This is a genomic window from Mesorhizobium tamadayense, assembly GCF_003863365.1.
GTDB classification, from domain to species: Bacteria; Pseudomonadota; Alphaproteobacteria; order Rhizobiales; family Rhizobiaceae; genus Mesorhizobium; species Mesorhizobium tamadayense.
Genome location: NZ_RQXT01000025.1, coordinates 68483 through 92240 on the forward strand (window position 1 = coordinate 68483; position 23758 = coordinate 92240).

Consider the following 23758-nt stretch of genomic DNA (forward strand, 5'->3'; position numbering starts at 1 on the left):
AGGCCCGACGGTCTGCCGTTTTAGGGACTGTTGAGATTCAGGTCAGGCCGAGCCGAAAGTGGTGGCTTCCGAGAACCGGAGAGGCGTACTTTGAGGTACGTGAGCACCGGCCTACGCCGGCTGTAGCCTTAACTGCCACGCCCCTCTCATGTCATGAGATGCTTCGGCTGGCGAAGGCCGGAAGCGCAGCAAACCGCCGTTTGCGGGCCGGCCTCACCTGAATGTCAGCCCGCCGCTCAGGTTGCTGCCCGCTTGCGCCGTTCGTACAGCATCACCAGCGTCTCGGCGGTCAGCGCCGGTTTCTGCTCGCCTTCGATCTCGACTGTGTTCGCCGCCTTCATCAGATATTGGCCGGGACCGCGGTCCTCCATGGAAAGCAGCGTCGTGCGCAGCCTGATGCGTGCGCCGGACCTCACCGGCGCCAGGAAGCGCACCTTGTCGAAGCCGTAATTGAAGGCGGCCTGCGTGTTTTCCGGCACGATGCCCATATCCAGCGCCAGCGCGCCGATCATCGACAGCGTCAGATAGCCATGCGCGATCGTGGTGCGGAACGGGCTTTGTCGTTTTGCGCGCTCGGGATCGACATGGATCCATTGATGGTCGCCCGTGCATTCGGCGAACTGGTCGATGCGCTGCTGGTCGACCGTCATCCAGTCCGACACGCCGATCTCCTGGCCGGCCATTGTCCGCAACTGTTCGAAGGTCGGCGGCGTTCTCGGCCGGTTTTCCGTCATTCCTGCTTTCCTGGTGGCTCGTGCCCGTCTCCCGACCACGAACCGGCGGCTCCTGTCAATTCGCGGCGCCCCGATTTCGATCTCAGAGTTGACGGTTTTACGTCAGGCAGGGAACGCGCAGCCGCGCGCGCCGGTTGTTCAGCCGCCTGAACCCGATCCCGAAACACAGGATCCGGATTGCTCACTTCTTGTCGTAACCGGCCCGGATCTCCGCCATCGCGTCCTTGATCCTGTCGCGCAGGATTTCGATCGATTCGGTGCCGGATTTGCGGACCAAGTCAGCGACCTCGCCGGCATTCTTCAGCGTCGTCTCGAAGGATTTCCTGGCGAAATCCACCTGCTTCGTCATCAACTCCTGCGGATTGCCCGAAGCCTGGTAGTTCTGTGCCATCCGGGTGATTTCGCTGAGCGCCTCCTGCACCATTTCGTGCTGCCTCGACAGAACGGAGGACGCGCCGGCGGCACTTGCTCTGGCCGACTTTTCCAGAGCCTCGAGATTCTTGCGGTGGTGATCGAGAATCGCCTGGGCGTCGACCTTCGGCAGCTTCAGGTCGCGGCCGAACCTGCTGAACATGTCCAGGAAAGAGTCGGATTCCGGTTGTCTTGCCATGTCGTCGCCTCCCGATCTGCCGCATTTGCGGCACCCGCTAGGGAGAATAGTGCGCGCCCGGCCCGCGTCAATTGAGGAGAACCAGCCGCTCGGCCATATAGAGCACCAAACCGGCCAGGCCGCCGATCACCATGCCGTTGAAGCGGATATATTGCAGGTCCTTGCCGATGTTCACCTCGATCAGCCGCGTCAACTGGGTTAGGTCCCAGCGCTTGACCTGGTCGGCGATGAATTTGGACACGCCGCTCTTCTGACTCTCGACGAAGGAGGCGAGCGCCACCACAAAACCCTGGTTCATATCGGCCCTGATCTGCGCATCGTCGGCCAGATGCCGGCCGGCCTCGACGAACATGTTGGCAAGATGCTCGCGGATCATCGAATTCGGCGCGTTGGCGTCCTGCTCGATGAACAGGCGCAGGCTTGCCCACATGTCGCCGGCCAGCGCCCTGACTTCCGGACGGCCAAGGAAATCGCGCTTCAACTTCTCGGCGCGTCTTGCGTATTGCTTGGATATCCTGAGCCGCTCGATGAACCCGAGCGCGAAGCGGTCGAATTCGGCACGCATCGGATGATCAGGATCGGCCCGCACCTCCTCCAGCAGCGATGCGGCGGACGCGACGATCTTCTTCAACAGGTAGGCATCGGCACGGAACAGGTTGAAGAGCGAGGGCAGTTCCTCGCGGATCTTCTCGCGCATCGTCGCCAGCGCCTTCTCGTCGTTCAGGAAACGCCCGACCACCCTGGTGAACTCGTCGAACAGTTTTTGATGGCGGCGGTCGTCGGTGAGCGCCGACAACAGCTCCGCGGCTAAAGGCGCCAGCGGCACCTTCTCGATCTGCTCCAGCATGCGGCTGGTGACGAAGTCGCGCAGCCCGGACTGCTCCACCGCCGTCAGCGTCTGCGGCACCAGCCGGGCGACAAACCGCGACAGCGCGGCGGCGCGTTCGGCGTCGGCCAGCCAGTCGGCGACGAGAGCGGCAAAGTCGACCTCGGCGAGCTTTTCCCGTACCGGCTCCGGCGCGAGGAAATTGGCTTCGATGAAACGGCCGAGATTGTCGGCGATGCGGTGCTGGTTCTCCGGGATGATGGCGGTGTGCGGGATCGGCAGGCCGAGCGGCCGCCTGAACAGCGCAACGACCGCATACCAGTCGGCGAGCCCGCCGATGGTCGCCGCCTCGGCGAACGCCGCGACGGAACCAAGCCACGGATAGTTGCCCTGGAAAGACTTGGCGAGCGCGAAGACAAGAATGCACAGGGCGAGCGCCGCTACGGCGATGAACTTGGTCCGCCGCAATGCCGAGAGCTTTGCCTGCGCATCGGCGTCGAATCGGACCGGCGCGAGCGCCTGAGCTGATTGTGACATGGAAGGGCCGTTTCCTGTTGCACCCGGACTTATCTAGGGCCTGCGCCAGCGAAACGCTCGCTCAAAGCGCGTAGAGGCATATCGGGCTGCCATGCTCACCGGCATGCACAAAAAGTTGACAAGCTTATTCAGCTATGTGGTAGTCCAGTCTGGAATTATTCCAAACTATGGGCCATATTCGGCTCAAGCTAATGTTTTCGCGAGGATACCATGCGGCTCACGCGCCAGACAAACTATGCGATGCGCATCCTGATGTATTGCGCCGCAAACAGCGACAGGCTGAGCCGCATCCCGGAGATCGCCGCCGCCTATTCGGTTTCGGAGCTGTTCCTGTTCAAGATCCTGCAGCCGCTGGTCGAGGCCGGCCTGGTCGAGACCGTGCGGGGCCGCAACGGCGGCGTGAGACTCGGCCGACCGGCCGAGCAGATCAGCCTGTTCGATGTCGTGCGCGTCACCGAAGAAAGCTTCGCCATGGCCGAATGCTTCGAGAACGACGCCGCCGAATGCCCGCTGGTCGACAGCTGCGCGTTGAATTCGGCGCTGCGGGAGGCGCTCAACGCCTTCTTCGCGGTGCTTTCCCGCTACACGATCGCCGACCTCGTCGCGGCGCGCCCGAACGTGCGCCACCTGCTTGGCATCGATCTGCTGGAGCAACGCGCTCCGGCGGCGTGACCTAAGCTGCCGATTGCGGCAGAACGAACGGCATGTTTGCGGCCGGCAATGCGCCGACCTTGAGGCGGCAGTCGAACACCTGCTCGATCAGTTCGTCATTCAGCACCTCCGCCGGCGAGCCGGCAGCCGCAAGCTGGCCGCCGTGCAGCACGAAAATGCGGTCGGCATACATGGCCGTCAGGTTGAGGTCGTGCAGGATCGCCACGACACCGCCGCCGCGCCTGGCGAAGTCGCGGGCGATGTTCATGATGATGAGCTGGTGCTTGACGTCGAGGCTGGAGACCGGCTCGTCGAGGAATAGACAGCGCGGCCTGCCCTCCAGCACCGGCGCCCAAACCTGGCAGAGCACTCGCGCAAGCTGCACGCGCTGCTGCTCGCCCCCGGAAAGCTCCTGATAGAAGCGGGCGGCGAAGCCGTCGAGATCGACGCGCGCCAGCGCCCGCTCAGGCAAGCGTGCCTCCTCGCCGGGCAGCACCCCGGAACGGCCGCCGATCAGGCCGAGACGAACGATCTCGCGCACGGTGAAGGGAAAGGACAGCGTGGTCGATTGCGGCAGCACCGCGCGAAGCGACGCTGCCTCCACCGGTTTCATGGCGGACAGATCGCGGCCGTTGAGGGCGACCGTGCCGGTATAGGAAAGCTCGCCCGTCAGCGCCTTGAGCAGGGTTGTCTTGCCCGACCCGTTCGGACCGACGATTGCCGTCACCTCGCCCGGCCGCGCCGCGAAATCGACATGCGACACGATGCGCTTGTTGCCGATCGCCACGGAGATGTCGCGTGCTTCGATCATCGGCAGCTCACAAATCGACGATGCCGCGCTTGCGCAGCAGTATCCACAGGAAGAACGGCGCGCCGGCCACCGCGGTGACGATGCCGATCGGCAGCTCGGCCGGTGCGACGATGGTGCGGGCGACCGCATCGGCGAGCAGAAGCAGCGAGGCGCCAAGCAGGGCCGAAGCCGGCAGCAGGTAGCGGTTGTCCGGGCCGATCGCGAGGCGCAAGAGATGAGGCACGACGATGCCGATGAAGCCGATGCCGCCGCTGACGGCGACCGCCGCGCCGACCGCCGCCGACACGCCGACAATGGCCGTGTATTTCAGCCGCTGCACCGGAATGCCGAGATGGCTGGCGGTCGCTTCCCCAAGCGCCAGCGCGTTGAGGCCGTGCGCGAGCAACGGCATCATCGCCAGCGCCAGCGCGATCACAGACCCGACAGTGCCGATCTTCGGCCATGTCGCGCCGGCAAGCGAGCCGAGCTGCCAGAAGGTGAGGTCGCGCAATTGCCGGTCGTCGGCCATGAAGATCAGGATCCCGGTGAGCGCCATGGCAAGGGCGGCGATCGCGAGGCCCGCAAGCAGCATCGTGGCGACCGACGTCCGCCCCTGGCGTGTGGCGATGGCGTAAAGCAGCAACGTCACCGAAAGGCCGCCGAAAAACGCCGCCAGCGGCAGGGCGAGCGTGCCGAGAGCCAGCGTGACTGGCGCAAGCCAGGTTGTGCCGAGCACGATGATCGCCACCGCGCCAAGGCTCGATCCGGCCGAGACGCCGATCAGGCCGGGATCGGCGAGCGGATTGCGGAACAGGCCCTGCATCACCGCGCCGGAAACGGCGAGCGCCGCGCCGATCAGCACGCCGAGCAGCACGCGCGGCATGCGGATGTCATAGACGATCAGCTGGTCGCGCACGGCGAGCGCCGCATCGGCAGGCGCGGCTCCGGTGATCCAGTCGCGAATGACGCGGACGGCGGACGCGTCGGAAGCGCCCGACGCCAGTGACAGGAACATGGACAGCGCAAGCGCAACCGACAAAAGCAGGATGACGAGCCTTGCCCGTGCCGAGCGGTCGCCATCGGCTGCCGTCGCCATCATGCCCGCCTGTCCGGCAACCGACTGTTCGGCCATGGCCACTCAGTCCGTGACCTGGCTGCCGTAGAGCGAGACGGCGAGATCGTGGATGGCTCCGGCCGTGCGCGGCCCGAAACCCAGCAGATAACCGCCGTCCATGCTGATCACCTTGCGGGCGGCGCCGGCGGGCGTCGAGGCGATCGACGGATTGGCGAACAGCTCGTCTTCCGAGATCGGCGGTCCGGCGTTCTTCATCGTCAGGATCAAATCCGGCCTGGCGGTGACGATCGCCTCGTCCGACATCTGCTTGTAGCCGGAGAACCCCTCGACCGCGTTGACCGCGCCTGCGAGCTTGATGATACCGTCGCCCGCGGTGTCGCTTCCGGCGGCGAGGATCTTGCCGCCCTGAGTCGACAGCACGAACAGGATGCGCTTGCGCTCCTTGATCGAAGCCGTCCGCTTCTCGGCCGCCTTCAGCTTCGCATCCATCTCGGCGGCCAGTTTCTCGGCCTTGGCGTCGGCGCCAAGCGCCTTGCCGACGATGCGGATCTTTTCGAGGATGCCCTCATGGCTGTAGTGCTCGGGCACTTCGATGAAAGGCACGCTCGATTTCTTCAGCACATCGACCGCTTCCTTCGGGCCGCTGCCATGCAGCGCGAGAATCCCCGACGGATTGACCGAGACCACACCCTCCGGCGACAGCGCACGCATGTAGCCGACATCGGGCAGCTTGAGCGCTGCGTGCGGGAAGTAGCTCGTCGAATCGCGGGCGACGAGATGGCCTTCCTCGCCGAGCGCGTAGACGATCTCGGTGATCGAGCCGCCGATGGAGGCGATCCGCGAGGTATCGGAGAAGACGGCCGCACTTTCATTGGCTTTCGCAGGCAGAGCGGTAACGAGCAGAACGCCGAGCATCGGCGCGAGCGCCGAGCGGAAACTGAAAACAACACGCATTAGGTTTTGCCTCATGCGGCGGTCGGGCTGGGAATGCGGGGCAGGTTCTCGGCCAGGAAGCGCCAGTCCTCGCGCTCGCCTTCGCCTTCATGGCGCTTGCCGAAGAACTGGATGACCATGCCGCCCTTGGCGTCATAGGCCTCGAGCGACGTGACATGGCCGTCCTTGGTCGGCTTGCGCACCGCCCAGACTTCATGAATGTGATCAGTCCTCAGATGCAGGTGGAAGGTCTCGTCGAGCACGTTGATCCATGGCCCCATCGGCTTGACCGACTTGATCGGGCCGGAATGGATCTGGATGCAGCCGCGATTTCCCACGAAGCACATGATCGGCATCTCGCCTTCCGCCGCGTGGTGGAACATGGCGCCGACGGCGTCATTGTCGAGCAGCCAGGCATAGTCCTGGCCGACCATGCGTACCGCCTCGCGGCGGCTGAGCTTCAACGTCTTCAGCATGCCGAAGAACTGATGCACATCCGTCAGCCGGCTCCAGCGGTCGCGCAGGTCGTCGATGCTGGCGACCGAGCCTTGGGCTTCGCCCTCTCCTTCCGGAGCACTTGAGGCGATCGCGACGCCCGGTTCCTGGTTCGACGATTCGAGGCTCGCCACCAGCTTCTGGTAAGCAGAGAGGTTCGAGGCCGGCCGCAGATGCACCTTGTGCACCGCCTCGCCGGACGCATCGAAGAACTGCAGGCTGCGGCGGATCTCGCCGCCGTCGCGCCTCTCTACGCCAAAGCCGTGCGACCACACTTTCGGGAAGATGCGCAGGTCGATGTTCTCGCCCAGCACCATGGCATTGTGGTTGCCGGTGACCACCTTGTCGTAGACACCGATCTGCTCGTGCACGGCGCTTTCGTTGCGGGTCAGCGCCATCACCTCGCCGACCGCTTCGAGGCCGGTCAGCACGTCGTTCACGCGCGGCTCGATGCGCACGGCGCCGTGACCGCAATGCGCTGCGACCAGCTCCGCTTCCGAAATTCCGAGTTGAGCCGCGAGATCGCGTTCGCGCATCTTGGAATTGTCTTCCCGCGCCCGACGGATCTCGTCCGGCGACGGCTTCACGCGCTGGTCCATGTCGTCCACCTGTCTCTTCGTCTGCTTACTTGTTGAGGATCAGCTTGCCCTGGCGGGTGATCTTCAGGCGGTAGAGCGCGCCATGATGTTCGATGCCGATCTCGTGCTCGCCCTGAAACAGCGTGTTGCTGGAGAGCGTGCGCACCGCCATGGGCACGCGCTCGTAGCGCATCTGCGCGTCGTCGGAACGGCGGACGCGATATCGGAAGTCGTTGGGATTGTAGGTGTTCATGTGGTCGGTCCCTTTTCCTCTGCCGGAGACCCGGCCGGCGGCCTCGTAAAATGCCGATTCAATTCTTGACTCGAATAATCATGTTTACTACGTGCATTACCGGACTAAATGAGTCAACATTTAAGACGCCGGATGTGATCAAAAATGCGAGCGAGCCCCACGCCAGCCAGCATCGAGCCTGAGAATTTGGAGTTGGGGCATGGGGTTGGTGAATTGGGGACGGACGGGCCGGGCGAACGCGGGCCCGGGCTTCCGATCGATGGCAAGCAGCATTGCCATATTGATGGCCGGAGCAGCGGCAATCGCGCTCAGCGTGCCGGCCGCGAAAGCACAACAGGCCGCGCAGCCGGCGACCGGCCAGCAGGCCGATCAAAAAAACAAGGCCGATGAAAAGGCCGCCGCTGAAGGAACCCTGCTCGACAAGATCCTGGTCATCAGCCGCACCGGCGAAACGGCGATCCAGTCGCTGGCGTCGGCCAGCCACGTCGACCGGGAACAGCTCGAGCGCCGCATGGCGACGACGCCGAACGAGATGCTGCTTGGGGTGCCAGGAGTCGCCGTGCAGGCCGACGCGCGGCGCGTCAGCTCCAGCATCAACATCCGCGGCTTGCAGGATTTCGGCCGAGTCGCGGTCATCGTCGACGGCGCCAGGCAGAATTTCCAGCGTTCCGACCACGGCACGCAGTCGACCTTCTATGTCGATCCCGAGCTCATCAAGTCCGTAGACGTGATCCGCGGCCCGGTGGCCAACACCTACGGCTCCGGCGCCATCGGCGGCGTCGTCTTCTTCGACACCAAGGATGCCGAGGATTTCCTCAAGCCAGAGGAGACATGGGCCGGATCCATCACCGGACGCTATGAGAGCAACGGCAAGGGCTGGACCACCAGCGCCAGCGGCGCCTACCGCTTCAACGAGAACTGGGACGCGCTGGGCAACATCGTGTACCGCGACTACGGAGACTATAAGAATGGCGGCGGCGACACTGTCGCCGGCACCGGCTTCGACGTGCTGAGCGGGCTGCTCAAGACCACCATCCGTCCGAGCGAAAACAGTGAGCTGAAGCTCGGCTGGGTCGGCTCAAGCGACGGATGGACGGAGACGAGCAGCGGCGTACCGGCCAACGATGTCGACCTGAAGTCGAACACCTTCACCGCCCGCTACAACATCACCGACGACGCCAAGAGCTGGCTCGACCTCCACATCAACGCCTCCTACAACAAGACTGTTCTCGATCTGACGACGCTTGTTCCGCAGAACCGGTTCGACCCCGGCACAGGCTTGCCCGTGGTGCTGCCCGCCGGCTCGCTGTCGATCCTCGATGTCGGAACCACGGGTATTGACATCTGGAACACATCGCGCTTCGAGACCGCCGGTGTCGCGCATGAGCTCACATATGGCGGCGACTGGGTCGGCGACGATGTCGAGACGGGCGGCACGGCCGGCGGCGACAGCTTCTACACGCCGTCCGGCAAGCGCAACGTGTCGGGCGGCTACATCCAGGATAAGCTGACCTGGGAATGGCTCGAGGTCATCACCGGCCTGCGTTATGACAATTACAGCCTGAAGGACTCCGGGCACGAGACATCGGGTGATCGGCTGTCGCCGCGCATCACCGTCGGCGTCTCGCCCTTCGAACGCGCTGCCCTCACGGGCCTGCAATTCTACGGCACCTATGCGGAAGGTTATCGGTCCCCCTCGCTGACGGAAATGCTGATCAGCGGCAACCATCCGGCGGGCGTCACCTTCCCGTTCCTGCCCAACCCCGATCTCAAGCCTGAAACCGGCAAGACCGTCGAGTTCGGCGTCAACTACAAGCAGAACGACATTCTCGAGGCCGGCGACGCGCTGCGGCTCAAGGCCGCCTACTTCAACAACAATGTCGAAGACTATATCGACGGCGTCACGCTCTCGGCCTTCGACCCGACGAGCGGCTGCCCGTTCGGTCCCGGCATCCCGATCTGCTTCCAGTACCAGAACTTCGCCAAGGCCAAGATCAACGGCTTCGAGCTGGAAAGCGTCTATGACGCCGGCTGGGGCTATGGAGGCCTCTCGGCCTCCATCATCAACGGCCACACCATCTCGTATGAAGGCGAGCGCGCCGACCTTGCCAGCATCCCCTCTTCGCAGGTGACGGCGCAGCTCGGCTTGCGCTTCCTCGAGGACAAGCTGACCGTCGGCGGCGAAGTGCAATACAACGGCAAGCCCAAGGGCAATCCGGTAGCCAAGGACTATACGCTGGTTAATGCCTTCGCCAGCTACCAGGCGACCGACAATCTCAAGGTCGATTTCCGCGCCGACAATCTGTTCGACGTCAAATACACCAACCCGCTCAATGGAAGCACGACCGCCGTTCTCTACGAACCCGGCATCACGCTGAAGCTGGCGGCAACCATGCGCTTTGGAGGCTGACGGAAATGCCACGCTCAACGACATCGCTCCGTCTCCTGATCTCGGCGCTGGCAGTGTCGCTTGGCCCGCGCCGGCCCCAGCCGCGGCATTGAGCCTGGAGCTCAACGCCGCGCAGCCTTCCGACAAGGGCTGCCGCTTGACCTTCGTCGTCAGCAATGTGCTCGGCGCCGACCTGTCGAAGGCGGCCTTCGAGATCGCCCTGTTCAACGAGGCCGGCGTCATCGACCGCCTCACCGTGCTCGATTTCAAGGACCTGCCCGCCGGCAAGACCAAGGTCACGCGCTTCGACCTTGCCGGCGCCGATTGCGGCAAGATCAGCCGCGTGCTGATCAACAGCGCGAGGGAATGCGCCGGTACCGGCGTCGAGCCGGCGGCCTGCATGCGCAGCCTGAAGACCTCAACCAAGACCGGCATCGCGTTCGGAGTCTGACAAGCCGTGGGTATCGAGCCGGCAATTGCGCGCGAGACCGTTGCCTGGCCTCTGGCCGGCATCGGCTTCGGGCGGCTTTCGGCAACCGATCTTGATTTGACAATTCCACGTCGCTCGCGGCAGGTCTCGTCGCGAGACATGCAGGAAATCAGCCCCCTCCCCGACGCTGGCAGCGAACTGGCGATCGTGCCGGCCGAACCACTTGCGCAAGCGCGGCAGTCGGCCGGGGAGCGCAAATGGACGGTAGCGATTGCGGTCTCCTGTCTGCTCCATGCCGCCGCCGCGGCGGCATTCCTGATCGCGCCTGCCGGAACAATCGATTCCAGCGATGCAATCCAGTCCGAAGGCTCCGATCAATCAGGCGCTGATGTGGTCGGCAGCGCTTTGGATGGCCGCGAACCTGGCGTGATGGACGTGACCTTGGTGCCCGATCCGCGGCCGGCCAAGCCTGAGGCAGTTCCACCCGCGCCGCCAACCGACGCGCCTCAAGCGGTAGAGCGGCCGGCGGCACCTGAGCCTCCGCCGGAAGCCGTCAAACAGGCGACCGCCGCTCCGGACGCACTGACGGCTGCCATTCCGCGCCAGGATGAACAGGGTATCGCTCCAAGAGCTGAGCCGCAGGCGCCGTCTGCGGTTCAGATGCAAAGCGCCGGGGCGCCTCCTGCCGATACCGGGACGCCACCGGTCCCAACTGCAAGGCCAAGCGGACCAGCCGGACTTGGAGGAACAAGCAAAACCAATGATTCGCGCGGCGCGGCGGATGGCGAGAAACACGACCAGCCGGTGATTTCCAGCAAGGGCAAAAAAGAAGCCGCGGCCGGCAATGCGCTGGAATCCCGCTACAGCGGTGAAATCCAGAAGAAGCTTGCCCGTGCCAACCGTCGCGTTTCGAAAGCGGTTCAGGAAAAGGCCAGCAACAATGCCAGAGTGGTTTTCGTCGTCATGGCCGACGGCAGCATCAGCGACTTGCAGCTTGCCGAAAGCTCAGGGTCTGCCGAGCTGGACCAATTCGCCTTGAAACTGGTGCGCCAGCAAGCCCCGTTCCCGCCCATTCCACCGGAGACCGGCAGGTCGAGCTGGGTGTTCAAAGCCCGCATCGGTCCGTTTTAAGAACCGCCGCCTCGCCGTTTCATACCCTCAATCAATCGCCACAGGCACTCATTCTGGAAGGAAACCCATGTACATCGCCATGAACCGCTTCAAGGTCCAGAACGGCTCGGAAGAAGCCTTCGAGGACGTCTGGAAGAACCGCGACTCCAGCCTCTCCGAAATGAAGGGTTTCAGGGAATTCCACCTGCTGCGCGGCCCGGTCAACGAGACCGAGGGCTACACGCTGTTTGCCTCGCACACGGTCTGGGCAAGCCAGGAGGATTTCGTTGCCTGGACCAAGTCAGAGAACTTCCGCGCCGCGCATCGCAACGCCGGCACCTCGAAGGTGCATTATCTCGGCCATCCCCAGTTTGAGGGATTTTCGGTGGTCGAGGGCGCCTAGCCGGACGCGCTACGGCCAACCCCGCTGACGGGAAAGGGCGTGTTGAGATTCAGGTCAGGCCGCGTCGAAAACGGTGGTTTCCGAGAACCGGAGCGGAGCGTACTTAATGTACGTGAGCAGCGGAAGCGCAGGAAGCCACCGTTTGCACGCCGGCCTCACCTGAATATCAATACGCCCTAAGCAGCGGCCAGCAGGCTGGCATTACCGCCGGCCGCGGTCGTATCGACGCAGACCGCGCGCTCATGCGCATAAGCCGCCGGATTGAGCACCTCTGTAACCAGCGGCACGATCGGCCCGGCGCGTTCGGCGATCACCTTGCGCACGATGCGCGCCGCCTCCGGCGTTCCGGAGAAGGCCACCACATCGACGCGCAGCGATCGCGCCTCGACCGGGTCGGGCCGGCCGTCGATCGCCGCAAGCGGCAGGCCCTTGCCGGTCAATGCCGACAGCGCCGCCGGCGCGCCGGGCGCCACCGCCAGCACCGCATTGCCGGCGGCTAAAGCCTGGATCGCCTGCGCAAGCAGCGTATCGGCATCCGGCCCGAGGCAGAGCACTCGTCCGCGCGGCGCCAGCGACAGCGTGTTGGCCTCGCCTGTCGGTCCGGGCAGGTCGACCTGGCCGAAATCGAGGCTCGCCGCTGCGGCAATGGCCGCCGCCCCCTTGCCGCGCAGATGTTTTCTCAGGATCGCCACGCGGTCCGGCCGCGTCGACCATCCGCCAAGCGTCGGATCCGGCAGATTGTCGGCGAGCTCGGTGGCGGTCACCTTATGGCCTTCGCCGACCTCGGTGCCCGCCTCCGGCCCCTTGCGGAAGCGGCGCAGATAATGCGGCCCGCCGGCCTTCGGCCCGGTGCCCGACAGCCCCTCGCCGCCGAAGGGCTGCGAGCCGACCACGGCACCGATCTGGTTGCGGTTGACATAGATGTTGCCGGCATGGATGCCGTCGACGAAATGCTGGGCGCGGCCCTCGATGCGCGTGTGCAGGCCGAAGGTCAGGCCGTAGCCCTTGCGGTTGATGGCGGCAATCACCGCATCGATGTCGTCGGCGTCGAAGGTAGCGACATGCAGCACCGGGCCGAACACCTCGCGCTCCATCTCCTCGATGCCCTTGACGCGGAAGACATGCGGCGCGACGAAGCGGCCGCCCTTCGGCGCTTCCAGCCTGGCGATAAGCCGGCCCTCCAGCCCCTTCTTCTTGCAGTAGTCGCTGATCGAGGCTTGCGCTTCGTCGTCGATGACCGGGCCGACATCGGTCGAGATCAGCCAGGGATCGCCGACATTCAGCGCTTCCATCGCGCCCTTCAGCATCTCAAGCATCTTCTTCTCGACGTCCTTCTGGACATAGAGCACGCGCAATGCAGAGCAGCGCTGGCCGGCGCTTTGGAAAGCGGAGGCGAGGATATCGCGCACCGCCTGTTCGGGCAGCGCGGTGGAATCGACGATCATGGCGTTGAGCCCGCCGGTCTCGGCGATCAGCATGGCGTCGGGCGCGGCGGTCTCGGCGAGTTGCTTCTCGATCAGCTTGGCGACCTCGGTCGAGCCGGTGAAGCAGACGCCGGCGATGCGCGGATCGGCGGTGAGCGGCCCGCCGACTGAAGGGCCATCGCCTGGCAGCAACTGGATGACGTCCTCCGGCACGCCGGCCTGGCGCAGCATCTCGACGGCGCGGAAGGCGATTAGCGGCGTCTGCTCGGCGGGCTTGGCGATCACCGAATTGCCGGTGACGAGCGCCGCGGCGATCTGCCCGGTGAAGATGGCCAGTGGAAAATTCCACGGCGAGATGCAGACGATCGCGCCGCGCGCTTCCGTACCGGCTTCGGCATTCGCCGTCTCGGCCGCGTAATAACGCAGGAAGTCGACCGCCTCGCGCACTTCGGCGACGCCGTCGGCCAGCGACTTGCCGGCCTCGCGCGTGGCTAAAGCGAAGAACTCGGCCGCATTGGCCTCGTAAAGGTCAGCGGCGCGGTTGAGGATCGCGGCGCGCTCGCTGACCGGCCGTTTTGCCCATGCTGGTTGCGCGTCGACGGCAATGCGCACGGCGGTCGCCACCTGCTTGGCCGCCGCCTCATGCACGGTGCCGACGACCTCGTCCGGCTTGGCCGGATTGACGATCTGCCGCTGCTTGCCGTAGCCGGCGGCGCGAGTGATCGGCTTGGCGTGCCAGCGGTCCGCTGCGGCAAATTCCGCCCTTGCCCTGTTGATGGCCGCAAGCGTGACCGGATCGGTGATGTCGAAACCCTTGGAATTGCGCCGGCCGGCGCCGAAGATCGCGGCCGGGCGTGCGATCGCCGGGTTGGCGGCGGGGCCTTGGCTTTCCACCGCCTCCAGCGGATCGCGGGCGATCTCCTCCGGCTCGACCTCTTCGTCGGTCAACTGGTGGACGAAGGAGGAGTTGGCGCCGTTCTCCAGCAGCCGCCGCACCAGATAGGCGAGCAGATCGGAATGCGCGCCGACCGGCGCGTAGATGCGGCAGCGCGTGCCCTCGGCCTTGCGTACCGTCTCGTGCAGCGCCTCGCCCATGCCGTGCAAACGCTGGAACTCGAAGGAATCGCGATCCTTCGTCATCGACAGGATCGCCGCCACCGTATGTGCATTGTGGGTGGCGAACTGCGGATAGATGCGGTCGGTCATCGACAGCAGCTTTTTCGCGCAGGCGATATAGGAGACGTCGGTGTTGGCCTTGCGCGTGAAGACGGGATAGCCGGCAAGGCCGAGCGTCTGCGCCCGCTTGATCTCGGTGTCCCAATAGGCGCCCTTCACCAGCCGCACCATGATGTTGCGGTCGTGCTTTTTCGCAAGCGCGTAGAGCCAGTCGATGACGAAGGCCGCACGCGGGCCATAGGCCTGGACGACGACGCCGAAGCCGTTCCAGCCGGCGAGCTCCGGTTCCGCGAGCACGCGTTCGATAACGTCGAGCGACAGATCGAGCCGGTCGGCTTCCTCGGCATCGATGTTGAGGCCCATGCGCGAATGCCTGGCGGCCAGAGCCAGGGACAACAGCCGCTCGGCCATCACCGGCAGCATCTTTTCCCTCTGCGCCACCTCATAGCGCGGATGGAGTGCGGAGAGCTTGACGGAAATGCCGTGGTTGTAGCGGATGTCGGGACCGTTCGATCCGGAGTCGAGCGAGGAAATCGCGTCCGCATAGGCCTTGTGGTAGCGCAGCGCGTCGACCTCGGTGCGGGCAGCCTCGCCCAGCATGTCGAAGGAATAGAGATAGCCCTTCTGCGTCATCGGGCGGCCGCGCTTGACCGCCTCGGCGATGGTGCGGCCGAGCACGAACTGCTCGCCCATTTCGCGCATCGCCGCCGCCACCGCCTTGCGGATGACCGGCTCGCCGAGCCTTCTCACCATGGCGCGCAGTGTGCCCTCGATGCCGCCCTCGCCTTCGTCGAGCACGCGGCCGGTCAGCATCAGCGCCCAGGTCGAGGCGTTGACGAAGATGGAGCTCGAGCTGCCCGAATGCGCCGACCAATCATGCGGCGCTATCTTGTCGGCGATGAGATCGTCCATCGTCTCGGCGTCGGGCACGCGCAGCAGCGCCTCGGCCAAGCACATCAGCGCCACGCCCTCCTTGGTCGACAGGCCGTAGGCCGAAAGAAAAACCTCCATCAGCCTCGGATCGGTCGAGCCGCGCACCGCGCGCACCAGATCGGCGGCGCGAGCCGAAATCGCCTTGCGCTCCTCCGCCGAAAGTCCGACCGCTGCGGAGAGGCGCTTCATCGCCTCGTCTTCGTCGGGCAGGTAGTTGGCGCGGATCTGCTGGCGGATGGCATCGAGCGGCATGTCGGGTCCATGAAAGCGAGCCTAAGGGTGCGGTCTGGCGGCCACCGGACCGATCGGCGCAAACTAGCACAACCGCGGAATCCAATCGGTCCAAAGAAATCGACAGAATAGGTAGTTTGAACTATCATATAGCACCTATTCCCATCATTTTGACCACCAGATCGATGCTCGAAGACCAATTGGACCGCATAGACCGTAACATCCTGTCCGCGCTCGGGCGCGACGGCAGGCTTTCCATGTCTGAACTGGCTTTGAAGGTCGGCCTGTCGAAGACGCCGGTGCAGGCGCGGGTGAAGCGGCTGGAGAAGGATGGCTACATAAGAGGCTATCGCGCAATCGTTGACCGCGAGCGCATGGGTGAAGGCCATGTCGCCTTCGTCCAGGTGAAGCTTTCCGACACGCGCTCGGCCGCGCTCGACGCCTTCAACCGCGCGGTGCAGTCAGTGCCGGAGATTGAGCAATGCCACATGATGGCATCGAGCTTCGATTATCTCCTGAAAGTCCGCACCACCGATATCGCCGCCTATCGCCGCGTGCTCGGCGAGCGCATCTCGGCCTTGCCGCACGTCGCGCAGACCTCGACCTTCGTGGCGATGGAGACGGTCAAGGACCGGTAGCTACTCGGACAAAGTCTTGAGGAAGGCCACCAGCGCAGCCCGCTCGCGATCGGACAGATCAAGCGGATGGACCTCCGAAACGCCCTCGACGGCAGCGGGTGCCTTCGAATAATGCGCGACCACCTCGTCGAGCGAGGAAAACTGTCCGGCATGCATATAGGGCGGACGCGAGGCCGCGCCCCGCAGCGACGGCGTCTTGTATGCGCGCACCAAGTCCTGCCCGTCCTTCACCATGAAGCGCAGCTCGCGGCAGGCGCTCGCGTCGCCGTCGCGGAACTTGCCAAAGCAGTTGAACGGATCGGCCTGAACTTGAGCCACCGCGTCGATCCGGCCCCGATCCGGCGGCAGGTCCTTGACCGGCGGCACGCCGGTGCTGTGGAAGGAGTTGTCGGTGAAGCGCGGTCCGTTGTGGCAGCTCACGCAATTGGCCTTGCCGATGAATAGCTTCAGCCCGAGGATCTCTTCCGGCGAGAAGGCAGCGTCGCCTTGCGGCTTGGTGCCGGTCGCGAGATCGATGGCGAAGCGGTCGAAGCGTGTCTGCGGAGGCTCGATCGACCGCTCGAAGGCCGCGATCGCCTTGCCGATATTGGCAAAGACGCGGTTGACGGCGTCGGCCTGGCTGGCCGGCATGGCGTTCCACGCCGCTTTCTCGGCATCGGTGCCAAGCGGACTGGCATTGGCCGGCACCGCGGAGAGATCGGGCAGCGGCCCGAAGATGCGCTCATAGCGCTCGCCGAAGCGGTTCTTGATGTAATGCGCGAAGGCGGCGCGGTTGCCGGCCTGTTCCAACGGGTTTTCGAGCGGCGTCAGCGCCTGCGCCCATAAACTGTCGCGCCTTCCGTCCCAGAAGAACCATGGATCGCGCGCCACGCCGGCCAAAGGCATGGTGCGCCGATTGGTGCGGCCGACGCCGACGGCCTGAGGCAGGTCGTCCTGGAACTGGCGGTCGATCTTGTGGCAGGTCGAGCAGGACACCGTGCCGTCGCGGCTCATGCCGACATCGAAGAACAGCGTCGATCCGAGCGCCGCCGCGGCCGGCACGTCGGCATACTGGTTCGTGGTGTCCGCTTTAAGCGCCGGCAGCGTGTTCAGCGCCAGCGAGGCGATGGTCTTCTTCTCGGCGTCGCTGAACTGAGGCCTGCCGCAACCGCCAAGCAAAGCGAGCGCGGCCAGGGCGAGCAGGCTTGCGACACTGACCAGGCGCCTCATCGGCTGCTCACAAGACGATGTTGAAGACGACGGAATCGGAGCCCGCCGCCGCCGAGATGGCGAAGCGCAGCTGCCACCAGCCGCTCATGGTGAACTTGACGCCGTCGATGCGGTAGCGGCCTCCGCCAAGATAGTCGGTCGCCTGCGGGCTGGTCGGCAGGCCGTGATTGTGCTGCGGCATGCCGCCGGAAACGGTGATCGCAGCACCCTCCACCGGCGCGCCGGCGGCGGTCTTCAGCGTCAGCAGCCAGGACTGCAGCTCGCCTTGCCGGATCACGCCGCGCTCCGGCTCGAAGCTCGCCATAAACAGGCCGCTCGCCGTCTTCTTCGAGCGCGAGGTGTCGGGACCTGACGCCGAGTGCGGCGCCGTCAGATAGACAACGGCGAGGATGCCGACCAGCAGGGCGGCCAGACCGAGACCCGCAAGAACATAACGCCATATCGATGCCAAACCCGTTCCTCTTCGGCTGATAACGTCGCGGGCTGCGTGCCGCATCCCGCCCCGCCTGTGGGAAATCGCTTCTGGCGCAAAAATCGGCCCACGCCAAGCATGGCGCTAGCGGTTGCAAAAAGCTACAGCAACAAAGCCTTAGGAGGATAAGCCGAATGGAAGCCAATGGTATCGCGTCGATCGGCGAATGCATGATCGAGCTGTCGGGCCAGGCAGGGCCGAACTGGCGCATGGGCTTTGCCGGCGACACTTTCAACACGCTTTGGGCGCTTCATGCACTGAGCCCGGGCCGCCCGGCGACCTTTGTCTCGGCCTTCGGCGATGATCCGTTTTCGCGCGATCAGATCGATTTCTTCGCCCGGAACGGCATCGGTATCGGCAACAGCCCGGTCATTGCCGGCGCCAGGCCCGGCCTTTACGCCATCACGCTCACCGGAGCCGAGCGCGCCTTCACCTATTGGCGAAGCGACGCGGCGGCGCGCCAGCTTGCCTCCGATCCGGCGGCGCTGGCGAAAAGCCTTGAAAACCAGGCGCTTGTCTACTTTTCCGGAATCACCCTGGCAATTCTGGACGAGGCGGCGCGCAAAGCCTTGCTCGCGGCGGTCGCGACGGCCCGTGCGGCCGGCTCGCTCGTTGCCTTCGACCCCAACTATCGCCCCAGGCTCTGGCCTGGCCGTGAAACGGCACAGGCCGCGATCCTGGAAGCGCTTGCCATCGCCGACATCGCCCTGCCGACTTTTCCGGACGAGCAGATGCTGTTCGGAGACGAGACTTCGCAGGCGACAGCGGAACGTCTCGGTCCCTTGGTCGCTGAGGTCGTCGTCAAGAATGGCGAGCAACCGGCATTGATTGGCGTGGGAGGCAGATCGGAAACAGTCGACGCGGTGCATGTCGCCACACCCGTCGACACCACCGGCGCCGGCGATTCCTTCAATGGCGGCTATCTCGCCGCCCGGCTCGCTGGCGATGCGCCCGCCGACGCGGTTCGGCGCGCGCATCGCGTCGCCGCCGCCGTGGTCCAGGTTCGCGGCGCCCTGGCGCCGTTCGAGACGCTTAGAGCAGCTTTCGACGGCTAAGTTAGGGGAGCCGGAACCTGTATTCCGTAACCTGACGGTAGATCTGGCCTGGCCACAGCGTGGCTTGCGGGAAATAGGGCCGGTTCGGCGCATCCGGCCAGGCCTGCGCTTCGAGGCAGAAGCCTGAAAAGGCCTTGTAGCGGCGCCCGTCCAATCCGGGCGAGGACGGCGCCACATACTGGCCGATATAGAGCTGCAGGCCGGGCTCGGTGGTCCAGACTTCCATCTCGATGCCCGAGTTGGCGCCTTGCACCCAGGCCGCCTGGTGGAGCGGTCCACGGCTCGAGGCGAGGCAGAAATTCACGTCGTAGGAAAGCTGCTCGCCTTCCGTTTCCATGCGGAGCGGTCGCGCCTGGCGGAAATCATAAGGCGTGCCGTCGACCGGCTTCACCGCCCCGGTCGGGATCATCTCGCCGTCGACGGGCGTGTAGGCGCCGGCATTGAGCATCAGCCGGTGGTCGAGGATGTCGCCGGCGCCGCCATCGTCGAGGTTGAAGTAGGAGTGCTGCGCCAGGTTGCAGAGCGTCGGCTCCTCGCAGGTCGCGGTCAGTTCCATGCTGAGCGTGCCGGGGATCTTCAGCCGGTAGGTGCAGGTGACGTCGAGCGCGCCTGGAAAGCCCATCGTGCCGTCCGGATCGTGTAGCGTCAGCGTGACGAAATCGCGTCCGTGTAGCGAAACCGTCCACGGACGGTGGAAATAGCCTTCCGACCCGCCATGCAGCGTGTGCTTTCCCAGAAAATTGCGGTCCGTCTGGTAGCGCTTGCCGGCGATGATGAAGTGGCCGTCGCGAATACGATTGGCGAAGCGGCCGACTACGGCGCCGAAATAGGCGCGGTCGCTCTCATAGGGCTCGAAACTGTCGTAACCCAGCACCAGCGGCGCGTCATGACCGGTGAGCCGCAGATCCTGGACGATCGCACCGAGGCCGATGATGTTGGCGGTCAGCCCGCCGCCTCGGATGGTGAAGCGGCGAACCGGCTCGCCCGCCTGCGTCGTGCCGAAGATCTCGCCGTCCTTCATCGCTGTGCCCAAAAAACGTACAGTTCATTGATCGGTGGACTACGCCGGCTGTCTCCGGCAGGGGCAGGCCAGGCGCCTGCCCCACCAGTGGATGGCTGTCAGAGGCCGAGCCCGCCGATGCACACATATTTGGTGTCGAGATAATCCTCGATGCCCTGGTGTCCGCCTTCCTTGCCGAGGCCCGATTCCTTGACGCCGCCGAACGGCGCCTCCGGCGTGGTGATCAAGCCCTCATTGACGCCGACCATGCCGTACTTCAGTCCTTCCATCACGCGGAAGGCGCGGCCGAGATCGCCGGTGTAGAAGTAGGCTGCGAGGCCGAATTCGGTGTCGTTGGCGAGCGCGATCGCCTCTTCCTCGGTCTCGAACTTGAACACCGGGGCGACCGGCCCAAAGATCTCCTCCTTCATGAAGCGCATCTTCGGCGTCGCATTGGCGATGACCGTCGGCTGGAAGAACGAGCCGCCGAGCGCGTGGCGCTTGCCGCCGGCAACCACATTGCCGCCCTTCGACGTCGCGTCGGCGATCAGTTCCTCGACCTTCTCGACCGCTTTCTCGTCGATCAGCGGCCCCTGCTGCACGCCCTCCTCCAGGCCGGAACCGACCTTGAGGTTGTTGCTGGCCGCGGCCAGCTTCTCGACGAACTTGTCGTAGACGCCGGCCTGCACGAGGAAGCGGTTGGTGCAGACGCAGGTCTGGCCGGAATTGCGGTATTTGGCGGTGATGGCGCCGGCAACCGCGCGGTCGATGTCGGCATCGTCGAAGACCAGGAACGGCGCGTTGCCGCCGAGTTCCATCGACACTTTCTTGACTGTCACCGACGACTTCTGGATCAGGATCTTGCCGACCTCGGTGGAGCCGGTGAAGGTGATCTTCTTGACCAGCGGATTGGCGCAGATCTCGTCGCCGATCTCGCCGGCCGAGCCGGTCAGGATGTTGATGACGCCCTTGGGGAAGCCGACCTCCTCGGCGAGCGCGCCCCAGGCGAGGCCCGAATAAGGCGTCTGCGAGGCCGGTTTGACGACGGCCGTGCAGCCGGCGGCCAGCGCCGGGCCGAGCTTGCGGGCGAGCATCGAGGACGGGAAATTCCACGGCGTGATGGCGGCGATGACGCCGACCGGCTCCTTGGTCACCAGGATGCGGCGGTCGCCCCAGGGCGACGGCACGATGTCGCCATAGGTGCGGCGGCCCTCCTCGGCGAACCACAGGATGTAGCTCGCGGCCGAGCCGATCTCGCCCTTGGATTCGAAGAGCGACTTGCCCTGCTCGATGGTGAGCAGCTCGGCCAGAACGTCCTGATTGTCCATCATCGCGTCGTGCAGCTTGCGCAGAAGCTTCGAGCGCTCGAGCGCGGTGGTCTTGCGCCAGGTCTTGAAGGCTTCCTCGGCGGCCTCGATGGCCCGGCGGGTTTCGGTCTTGCCGGCCTTCGGCACGGTGCCGATTTTGAGGCCCGTGGCGGGATTGTTGACGTCGATGGTCTGGCCGCTGTCGGCCTGCACCCATTCGCCGTTGATGAGATTGGCCTGGCGCATGAAATGGCTGGTTTTCTGAAGCATGGTCTGGCCTCCGTTCGGCGCGCTGATCGGCCGTTTTTCTGGATATTCGATAAGCGTGCAAGGCCGCACGCTGGCGCATTGCTCTTACCTAGGGAAAGCCCGGCAAGCAATCACAAGATGGCATATAGGGGTTGGGCCAGCAAAGGCGAGCGCGAGCCCGCTCCCGCTATCCCCCGCTCTGCTATCCAAAGATATGTACAACCACCGTCAGCCAGAACGACGTGGTGAGCACCGCGCTTGCCGTGGCGATCGTCATCTGGTTCGACGCCAGCGCCTGGCCGGTGTTGAACTGAACGGCGATGAGATAGGAGTTGACGCCGGATGGCAACGCCGCCACCACCACGGCCACCTTTGCCGTCAGCGGCGGCAGGCCGAGCAGCCAGACCAGGAGAAGCACCAGAGCCGGCATCAGGAAGAGCTTGAGAGCCGACAGCGCGAGCGCCGGCCGGACGTTGCCGGAAATGCCGAAACGGCGCAGGCTGAGTCCCATCGCAAACAGCGCCACCGGCCCGGCCGTATCGGCCAGCGCGTCGACCAGCCGCCCGATCAGCGCCGGCAGCGGCGCGTCGGTGAAGCGCCAGGCGAGCCCCGCCAGAATGCCGATAATCAGCGGATTGACGAACAGCCGCCTGAGAAAATTCCTGAGGACACGCAGCGGATGCACTTGCTCGCCGCCGCTGCGGCCGAACATCTCGAACAGCACGATCGAGGCCATCATCATGACCGGTAGATGGATGGAGACCAGCAGCGACAAGACCTCGAAGCCGTTCGGGCCGAATATGCCGAGTATGAAGGGCGCGCCGAGCAGCACGACATTGGAATAGGCCGAGGAAACGCCGCCGACGATGCCGGCGCGGGCGTCACGGCCGAAGATGCGCGTCGTGACCAGATGGCCGGCGGCCCAGGTGACGGCGACCGCCGCGAAATAGGCGCCCCACAGCGACCAAGGCGCCACGCCGTGGAAATCCGACTTCACCATCGTTTGGAACAAAAGCAGCGGCATCGCCACGTTGACGGCGAATTCGGATATGCCTTCCCCGCTTACCGGCTTCAGATAGCCGGTGAGCCCGGCGAGATAGCCGAGCGCGACGAGACTGAAAACGAAGAGGACGGTTTCGGTGAGCGGAGTCATTTTCGGGGCAGAGACATTTTTCCCGTGATAGGCGAGCCCCGATCGTGGCGCAATCGACCGGCGGGAAGCCGTGCTCCCATGCATCGCTCGCCCTCAGCTTGTCTTTCAGCCCGCTTTGCGGTCCCTATATGCCGGTCATGGCTCCGGCCTCGCGGACCGCTATAAGGACTTCTGATGCTGCGACTTGCCCTGGCGCTTTTCCTGTTTGCCGTCCCGACCCTCGCCCACGCAACCGACGCCGGCTGGGCGCTCTTGCGCGACGGCGGTCACGTCGTGCTGCTTCGCCACGCCTTCGTCACCGGAACGACCGATCCGGCGAATTTCGACATCGGCAATTGCGCCAGCCAGCTCAACCTGTCGGAGCGCGGCAAGCAGCAGTCAAGCCGCATCGGCGCCCTCTTCGCGGCGCGCGCCGCCCCTATCGAGCGCGTGCTCTCCAGCCGCTACTGCCGCTGCCTCGACACCGCCCGCATCGCCTTCGAGGCCGAACCGGAGCCCTTCGAGCCGCTCGACCTGCTCAAGACCGATCCCGCTGAGAAGGCCGCCCAGATGGAGGCGGTGATGAAGGAGATCCGGGGCTATTCTGGTTCCGACAATCTGGTGCTGGTCACGCATCTGGAAAACATCGAGGCCCTTACCGGCGTCACGCCGCGCGAGGGCGAAGCCGTGGTGGTGGCACCGGAGGGCGACGGCCTCAAGGTGCTCGGCCGCGTCACCTTCTGACGCCGTCGGCCCGCACGGCTCGGTGCTGTGGCCGAAATGCCACAGCCGAAAGAAGCCGCGAATCCGCCGCGACAATGCCGCTTGCGACAACCCGTCGCAGGGTCTATAGGCGCGCTCCCGGTCAAAAACCGAAGCGAGCACAACGGTTGGAGCTTTCGTCTCCGCCCGCGCAGGCGGCTTTGCCGCGCTGTGTACGGCGCCGTTTCGGAGTGTTGGGACTTGCGGGTGTAGCTCATGGAGAGCGCCGGACTTGGGTCCGGAGGCAGGGTTCAATTCCCACACCCACGACACGGATAGCTCAGTTGGGTAGAGCATCAGACTCATAATCTGACGGCCGAAGGTTCGAATCCTTCTCCATTTGGCCTGATAAGCCA

At 64.8% G+C, this 23758-nt stretch carries 21 protein-coding genes, 1 tRNA gene and 1 pseudogene; 9 read left to right on the forward strand and 14 right to left on the reverse strand.

Annotation, left to right across the window (positions count from 1 at the left end):
* Positions 1 to 236 precede the first annotated feature (236 nt).
* The 3 genes from EH240_RS20175 to EH240_RS20185 form a co-directional block, all read right to left on the reverse strand.
* Positions 237 to 734, reverse strand: coding sequence for a MaoC family dehydratase (locus EH240_RS20175; protein WP_125001818.1), 498 nt, complete (start codon positions 732 to 734; stop codon positions 237 to 239).
* A 181-nt stretch (positions 735 to 915) separates the two neighbouring features.
* Complete coding sequence (locus EH240_RS20180; protein ID WP_125001821.1) at positions 916 to 1344, reverse strand: phasin family protein; 429 nt, start codon at positions 1342 to 1344, stop codon at positions 916 to 918.
* A gap of 67 nt (positions 1345 to 1411) precedes the next feature.
* On the reverse strand, positions 1412 to 2707 hold the full coding sequence (locus EH240_RS20185) for a DUF445 domain-containing protein (protein WP_125001825.1): 1296 nt from the start codon (positions 2705 to 2707) through the stop codon (positions 1412 to 1414).
* 210 nt (positions 2708 to 2917) lie between these two features.
* Between EH240_RS20185 and rirA the strand changes: the two genes are divergently transcribed.
* Entirely contained in the window at positions 2918 to 3379 is a 462-nt protein-coding gene (rirA, locus tag EH240_RS20190; RefSeq protein WP_125001828.1) for an iron-responsive transcriptional regulator RirA, read from the forward strand.
* A 1-nt stretch (position 3380) separates the two neighbouring features.
* Here the strand turns inward: rirA and EH240_RS20195 are convergent, their stop codons facing one another.
* Genes EH240_RS20195 through hemP form a run of 5 tightly spaced genes read right to left on the reverse strand, consistent with a single transcriptional unit; the run spans position 3381 to position 7482 of the window.
* Entirely contained in the window at positions 3381 to 4169 is a 789-nt protein-coding gene (locus EH240_RS20195; protein WP_125001830.1) for a heme ABC transporter ATP-binding protein, read from the reverse strand.
* 7 nt (positions 4170 to 4176) lie between these two features.
* Complete coding sequence (locus EH240_RS20200) at positions 4177 to 5280, reverse strand: FecCD family ABC transporter permease (protein WP_125001833.1); 1104 nt, start codon at positions 5278 to 5280, stop codon at positions 4177 to 4179.
* 6 nt (positions 5281 to 5286) lie between these two features.
* Entirely contained in the window at positions 5287 to 6138 is an 852-nt protein-coding gene (locus EH240_RS20205; RefSeq protein WP_425374813.1) for a heme/hemin ABC transporter substrate-binding protein, read from the reverse strand.
* Between the two features lie 50 nt (positions 6139 to 6188).
* On the reverse strand, positions 6189 to 7250 hold the full coding sequence (locus EH240_RS20210) for a hemin-degrading factor (protein ID WP_125001838.1): 1062 nt from the start codon (positions 7248 to 7250) through the stop codon (positions 6189 to 6191).
* 25 nt (positions 7251 to 7275) lie between these two features.
* Positions 7276 to 7482 carry a hemin uptake protein HemP gene (hemP, locus tag EH240_RS20215; RefSeq protein WP_125001841.1) on the reverse strand — a complete coding sequence of 69 codons (207 nt, stop codon included), beginning with the start codon at positions 7480 to 7482 and terminating at the stop codon, positions 7276 to 7278.
* Between the two features lie 199 nt (positions 7483 to 7681).
* On the opposite strand from hemP, the gene EH240_RS20220 reads away from it, so the two are divergent.
* The 4 genes and pseudogenes from EH240_RS20220 to hmuQ all read left to right on the forward strand — a co-directional run bounded on the left by EH240_RS20220 (position 7682) and on the right by hmuQ (position 11814).
* Positions 7682 to 9892 (forward strand): TonB-dependent hemoglobin/transferrin/lactoferrin family receptor, encoded by a 2211-nt coding sequence (locus tag EH240_RS20220; RefSeq protein ID WP_125001844.1) that lies wholly within the window; start codon positions 7682 to 7684, stop codon positions 9890 to 9892.
* A gap of 5 nt (positions 9893 to 9897) precedes the next feature.
* Positions 9898 to 10322: pseudogene (locus EH240_RS20225) on the forward strand (hypothetical protein).
* A 6-nt stretch (positions 10323 to 10328) separates the two neighbouring features.
* Positions 10329 to 11432: an energy transducer TonB family protein gene (locus EH240_RS20230; RefSeq protein WP_245436208.1), complete on the forward strand. Its 1104-nt coding sequence runs from the start codon at positions 10329 to 10331 to the stop codon at positions 11430 to 11432.
* 67 nt (positions 11433 to 11499) lie between these two features.
* A complete protein-coding gene (hmuQ, locus tag EH240_RS20235) occupies positions 11500 to 11814 on the forward strand; it encodes a heme-degrading protein HmuQ (RefSeq protein ID WP_125001846.1) in 315 nt (104 codons plus the stop codon).
* 176 nt (positions 11815 to 11990) lie between these two features.
* Here hmuQ and putA read toward each other — a convergent pair whose 3' ends face one another.
* Positions 11991 to 15599 carry a bifunctional proline dehydrogenase/L-glutamate gamma-semialdehyde dehydrogenase PutA gene (gene putA / locus EH240_RS20240; RefSeq protein WP_125001849.1) on the reverse strand — a complete coding sequence of 1203 codons (3609 nt, stop codon included), beginning with the start codon at positions 15597 to 15599 and terminating at the stop codon, positions 11991 to 11993.
* 164 nt (positions 15600 to 15763) lie between these two features.
* Between putA and EH240_RS20245 the strand changes: the two genes are divergently transcribed.
* Positions 15764 to 16216, forward strand: a complete 453-nt coding sequence (locus EH240_RS20245; protein WP_125001851.1) for an Lrp/AsnC family transcriptional regulator — start codon at positions 15764 to 15766, stop codon at positions 16214 to 16216.
* Here the strand turns inward: EH240_RS20245 and EH240_RS20250 are convergent, their stop codons facing one another.
* Positions 16217 to 17425, reverse strand: a complete 1209-nt coding sequence (locus EH240_RS20250; protein WP_125001854.1) for a cytochrome-c peroxidase — start codon at positions 17423 to 17425, stop codon at positions 16217 to 16219.
* 7 nt (positions 17426 to 17432) lie between these two features.
* Complete coding sequence (locus EH240_RS20255; RefSeq protein WP_125001857.1) at positions 17433 to 17876, reverse strand: FixH family protein; 444 nt, start codon at positions 17874 to 17876, stop codon at positions 17433 to 17435.
* Between the two features lie 155 nt (positions 17877 to 18031).
* Between EH240_RS20255 and EH240_RS20260 the strand changes: the two genes are divergently transcribed.
* Positions 18032 to 18952, forward strand: coding sequence for a sugar kinase (locus EH240_RS20260; RefSeq protein WP_125001860.1), 921 nt, complete (start codon positions 18032 to 18034; stop codon positions 18950 to 18952).
* A gap of 1 nt (position 18953) precedes the next feature.
* Here the strand turns inward: EH240_RS20260 and EH240_RS20265 are convergent, their stop codons facing one another.
* The 3 genes from EH240_RS20265 to EH240_RS20275 all read right to left on the reverse strand — a co-directional run bounded on the left by EH240_RS20265 (position 18954) and on the right by EH240_RS20275 (position 22661).
* On the reverse strand, positions 18954 to 19973 hold the full coding sequence (locus EH240_RS20265) for an aldose epimerase family protein (RefSeq protein WP_125001863.1): 1020 nt from the start codon (positions 19971 to 19973) through the stop codon (positions 18954 to 18956).
* Positions 19974 to 20071: 98 nt separating this feature from the next.
* Complete coding sequence (locus EH240_RS20270; protein WP_125001866.1) at positions 20072 to 21529, reverse strand: NAD-dependent succinate-semialdehyde dehydrogenase; 1458 nt, start codon at positions 21527 to 21529, stop codon at positions 20072 to 20074.
* Positions 21530 to 21710: 181 nt separating this feature from the next.
* Positions 21711 to 22661, reverse strand: a complete 951-nt coding sequence (locus EH240_RS20275; RefSeq protein WP_125001869.1) for an AEC family transporter — start codon at positions 22659 to 22661, stop codon at positions 21711 to 21713.
* Positions 22662 to 22835: 174 nt separating this feature from the next.
* Between EH240_RS20275 and EH240_RS20280 the strand changes: the two genes are divergently transcribed.
* Together EH240_RS20280 and EH240_RS20290 are read left to right on the forward strand one after the other, a co-directional pair.
* Positions 22836 to 23384 carry a histidine phosphatase family protein gene (locus EH240_RS20280; RefSeq protein ID WP_125001872.1) on the forward strand — a complete coding sequence of 183 codons (549 nt, stop codon included), beginning with the start codon at positions 22836 to 22838 and terminating at the stop codon, positions 23382 to 23384.
* Between the two features lie 291 nt (positions 23385 to 23675).
* Positions 23676 to 23741, forward strand: a tRNA-Ile gene (locus EH240_RS20290).
* Positions 23742 to 23758: the final 17 nt, after the last annotated feature.

Coding starts and splice junctions, on each gene's coding strand:
- EH240_RS20175 (WP_125001818.1), bottom strand. CDS start 734: ATGACGGAAAACCGGCCGAGAACGCCGCCGACCTTCGAACAGTTGCGG.
- EH240_RS20180 (WP_125001821.1), bottom strand. CDS start 1,344: ATGGCAAGACAACCGGAATCCGACTCTTTCCTGGACATGTTCAGCAGG.
- EH240_RS20185 (WP_125001825.1), bottom strand. CDS start 2,707: ATGTCACAATCAGCTCAGGCGCTCGCGCCGGTCCGATTCGACGCCGAT.
- rirA (WP_125001828.1), top strand. CDS start 2,918: ATGCGGCTCACGCGCCAGACAAACTATGCGATGCGCATCCTGATGTAT.
- EH240_RS20195 (WP_125001830.1), bottom strand. CDS start 4,169: ATGATCGAAGCACGCGACATCTCCGTGGCGATCGGCAACAAGCGCATC.
- EH240_RS20200 (WP_125001833.1), bottom strand. CDS start 5,280: ATGGCCGAACAGTCGGTTGCCGGACAGGCGGGCATGATGGCGACGGCA.
- EH240_RS20205 (WP_425374813.1), bottom strand. CDS start 6,138: ATGCTCGGCGTTCTGCTCGTTACCGCTCTGCCTGCGAAAGCCAATGAA.
- EH240_RS20210 (WP_125001838.1), bottom strand. CDS start 7,250: ATGGACCAGCGCGTGAAGCCGTCGCCGGACGAGATCCGTCGGGCGCGG.
- hemP (WP_125001841.1), bottom strand. CDS start 7,482: ATGAACACCTACAATCCCAACGACTTCCGATATCGCGTCCGCCGTTCC.
- EH240_RS20220 (WP_125001844.1), top strand. CDS start 7,682: ATGGGGTTGGTGAATTGGGGACGGACGGGCCGGGCGAACGCGGGCCCG.
- hmuQ (WP_125001846.1), top strand. CDS start 11,500: ATGTACATCGCCATGAACCGCTTCAAGGTCCAGAACGGCTCGGAAGAA.
- putA (WP_125001849.1), bottom strand. CDS start 15,599: ATGCCGCTCGATGCCATCCGCCAGCAGATCCGCGCCAACTACCTGCCC.
- EH240_RS20245 (WP_125001851.1), top strand. CDS start 15,764: ATGCTCGAAGACCAATTGGACCGCATAGACCGTAACATCCTGTCCGCG.
- EH240_RS20250 (WP_125001854.1), bottom strand. CDS start 17,425: ATGAGGCGCCTGGTCAGTGTCGCAAGCCTGCTCGCCCTGGCCGCGCTC.
- EH240_RS20260 (WP_125001860.1), top strand. CDS start 18,032: ATGGAAGCCAATGGTATCGCGTCGATCGGCGAATGCATGATCGAGCTG.
- EH240_RS20265 (WP_125001863.1), bottom strand. CDS start 19,973: ATGAAGGACGGCGAGATCTTCGGCACGACGCAGGCGGGCGAGCCGGTT.
- EH240_RS20270 (WP_125001866.1), bottom strand. CDS start 21,529: ATGCTTCAGAAAACCAGCCATTTCATGCGCCAGGCCAATCTCATCAAC.
- EH240_RS20275 (WP_125001869.1), bottom strand. CDS start 22,661: ATGACTCCGCTCACCGAAACCGTCCTCTTCGTTTTCAGTCTCGTCGCG.
- EH240_RS20280 (WP_125001872.1), top strand. CDS start 22,836: ATGCTGCGACTTGCCCTGGCGCTTTTCCTGTTTGCCGTCCCGACCCTC.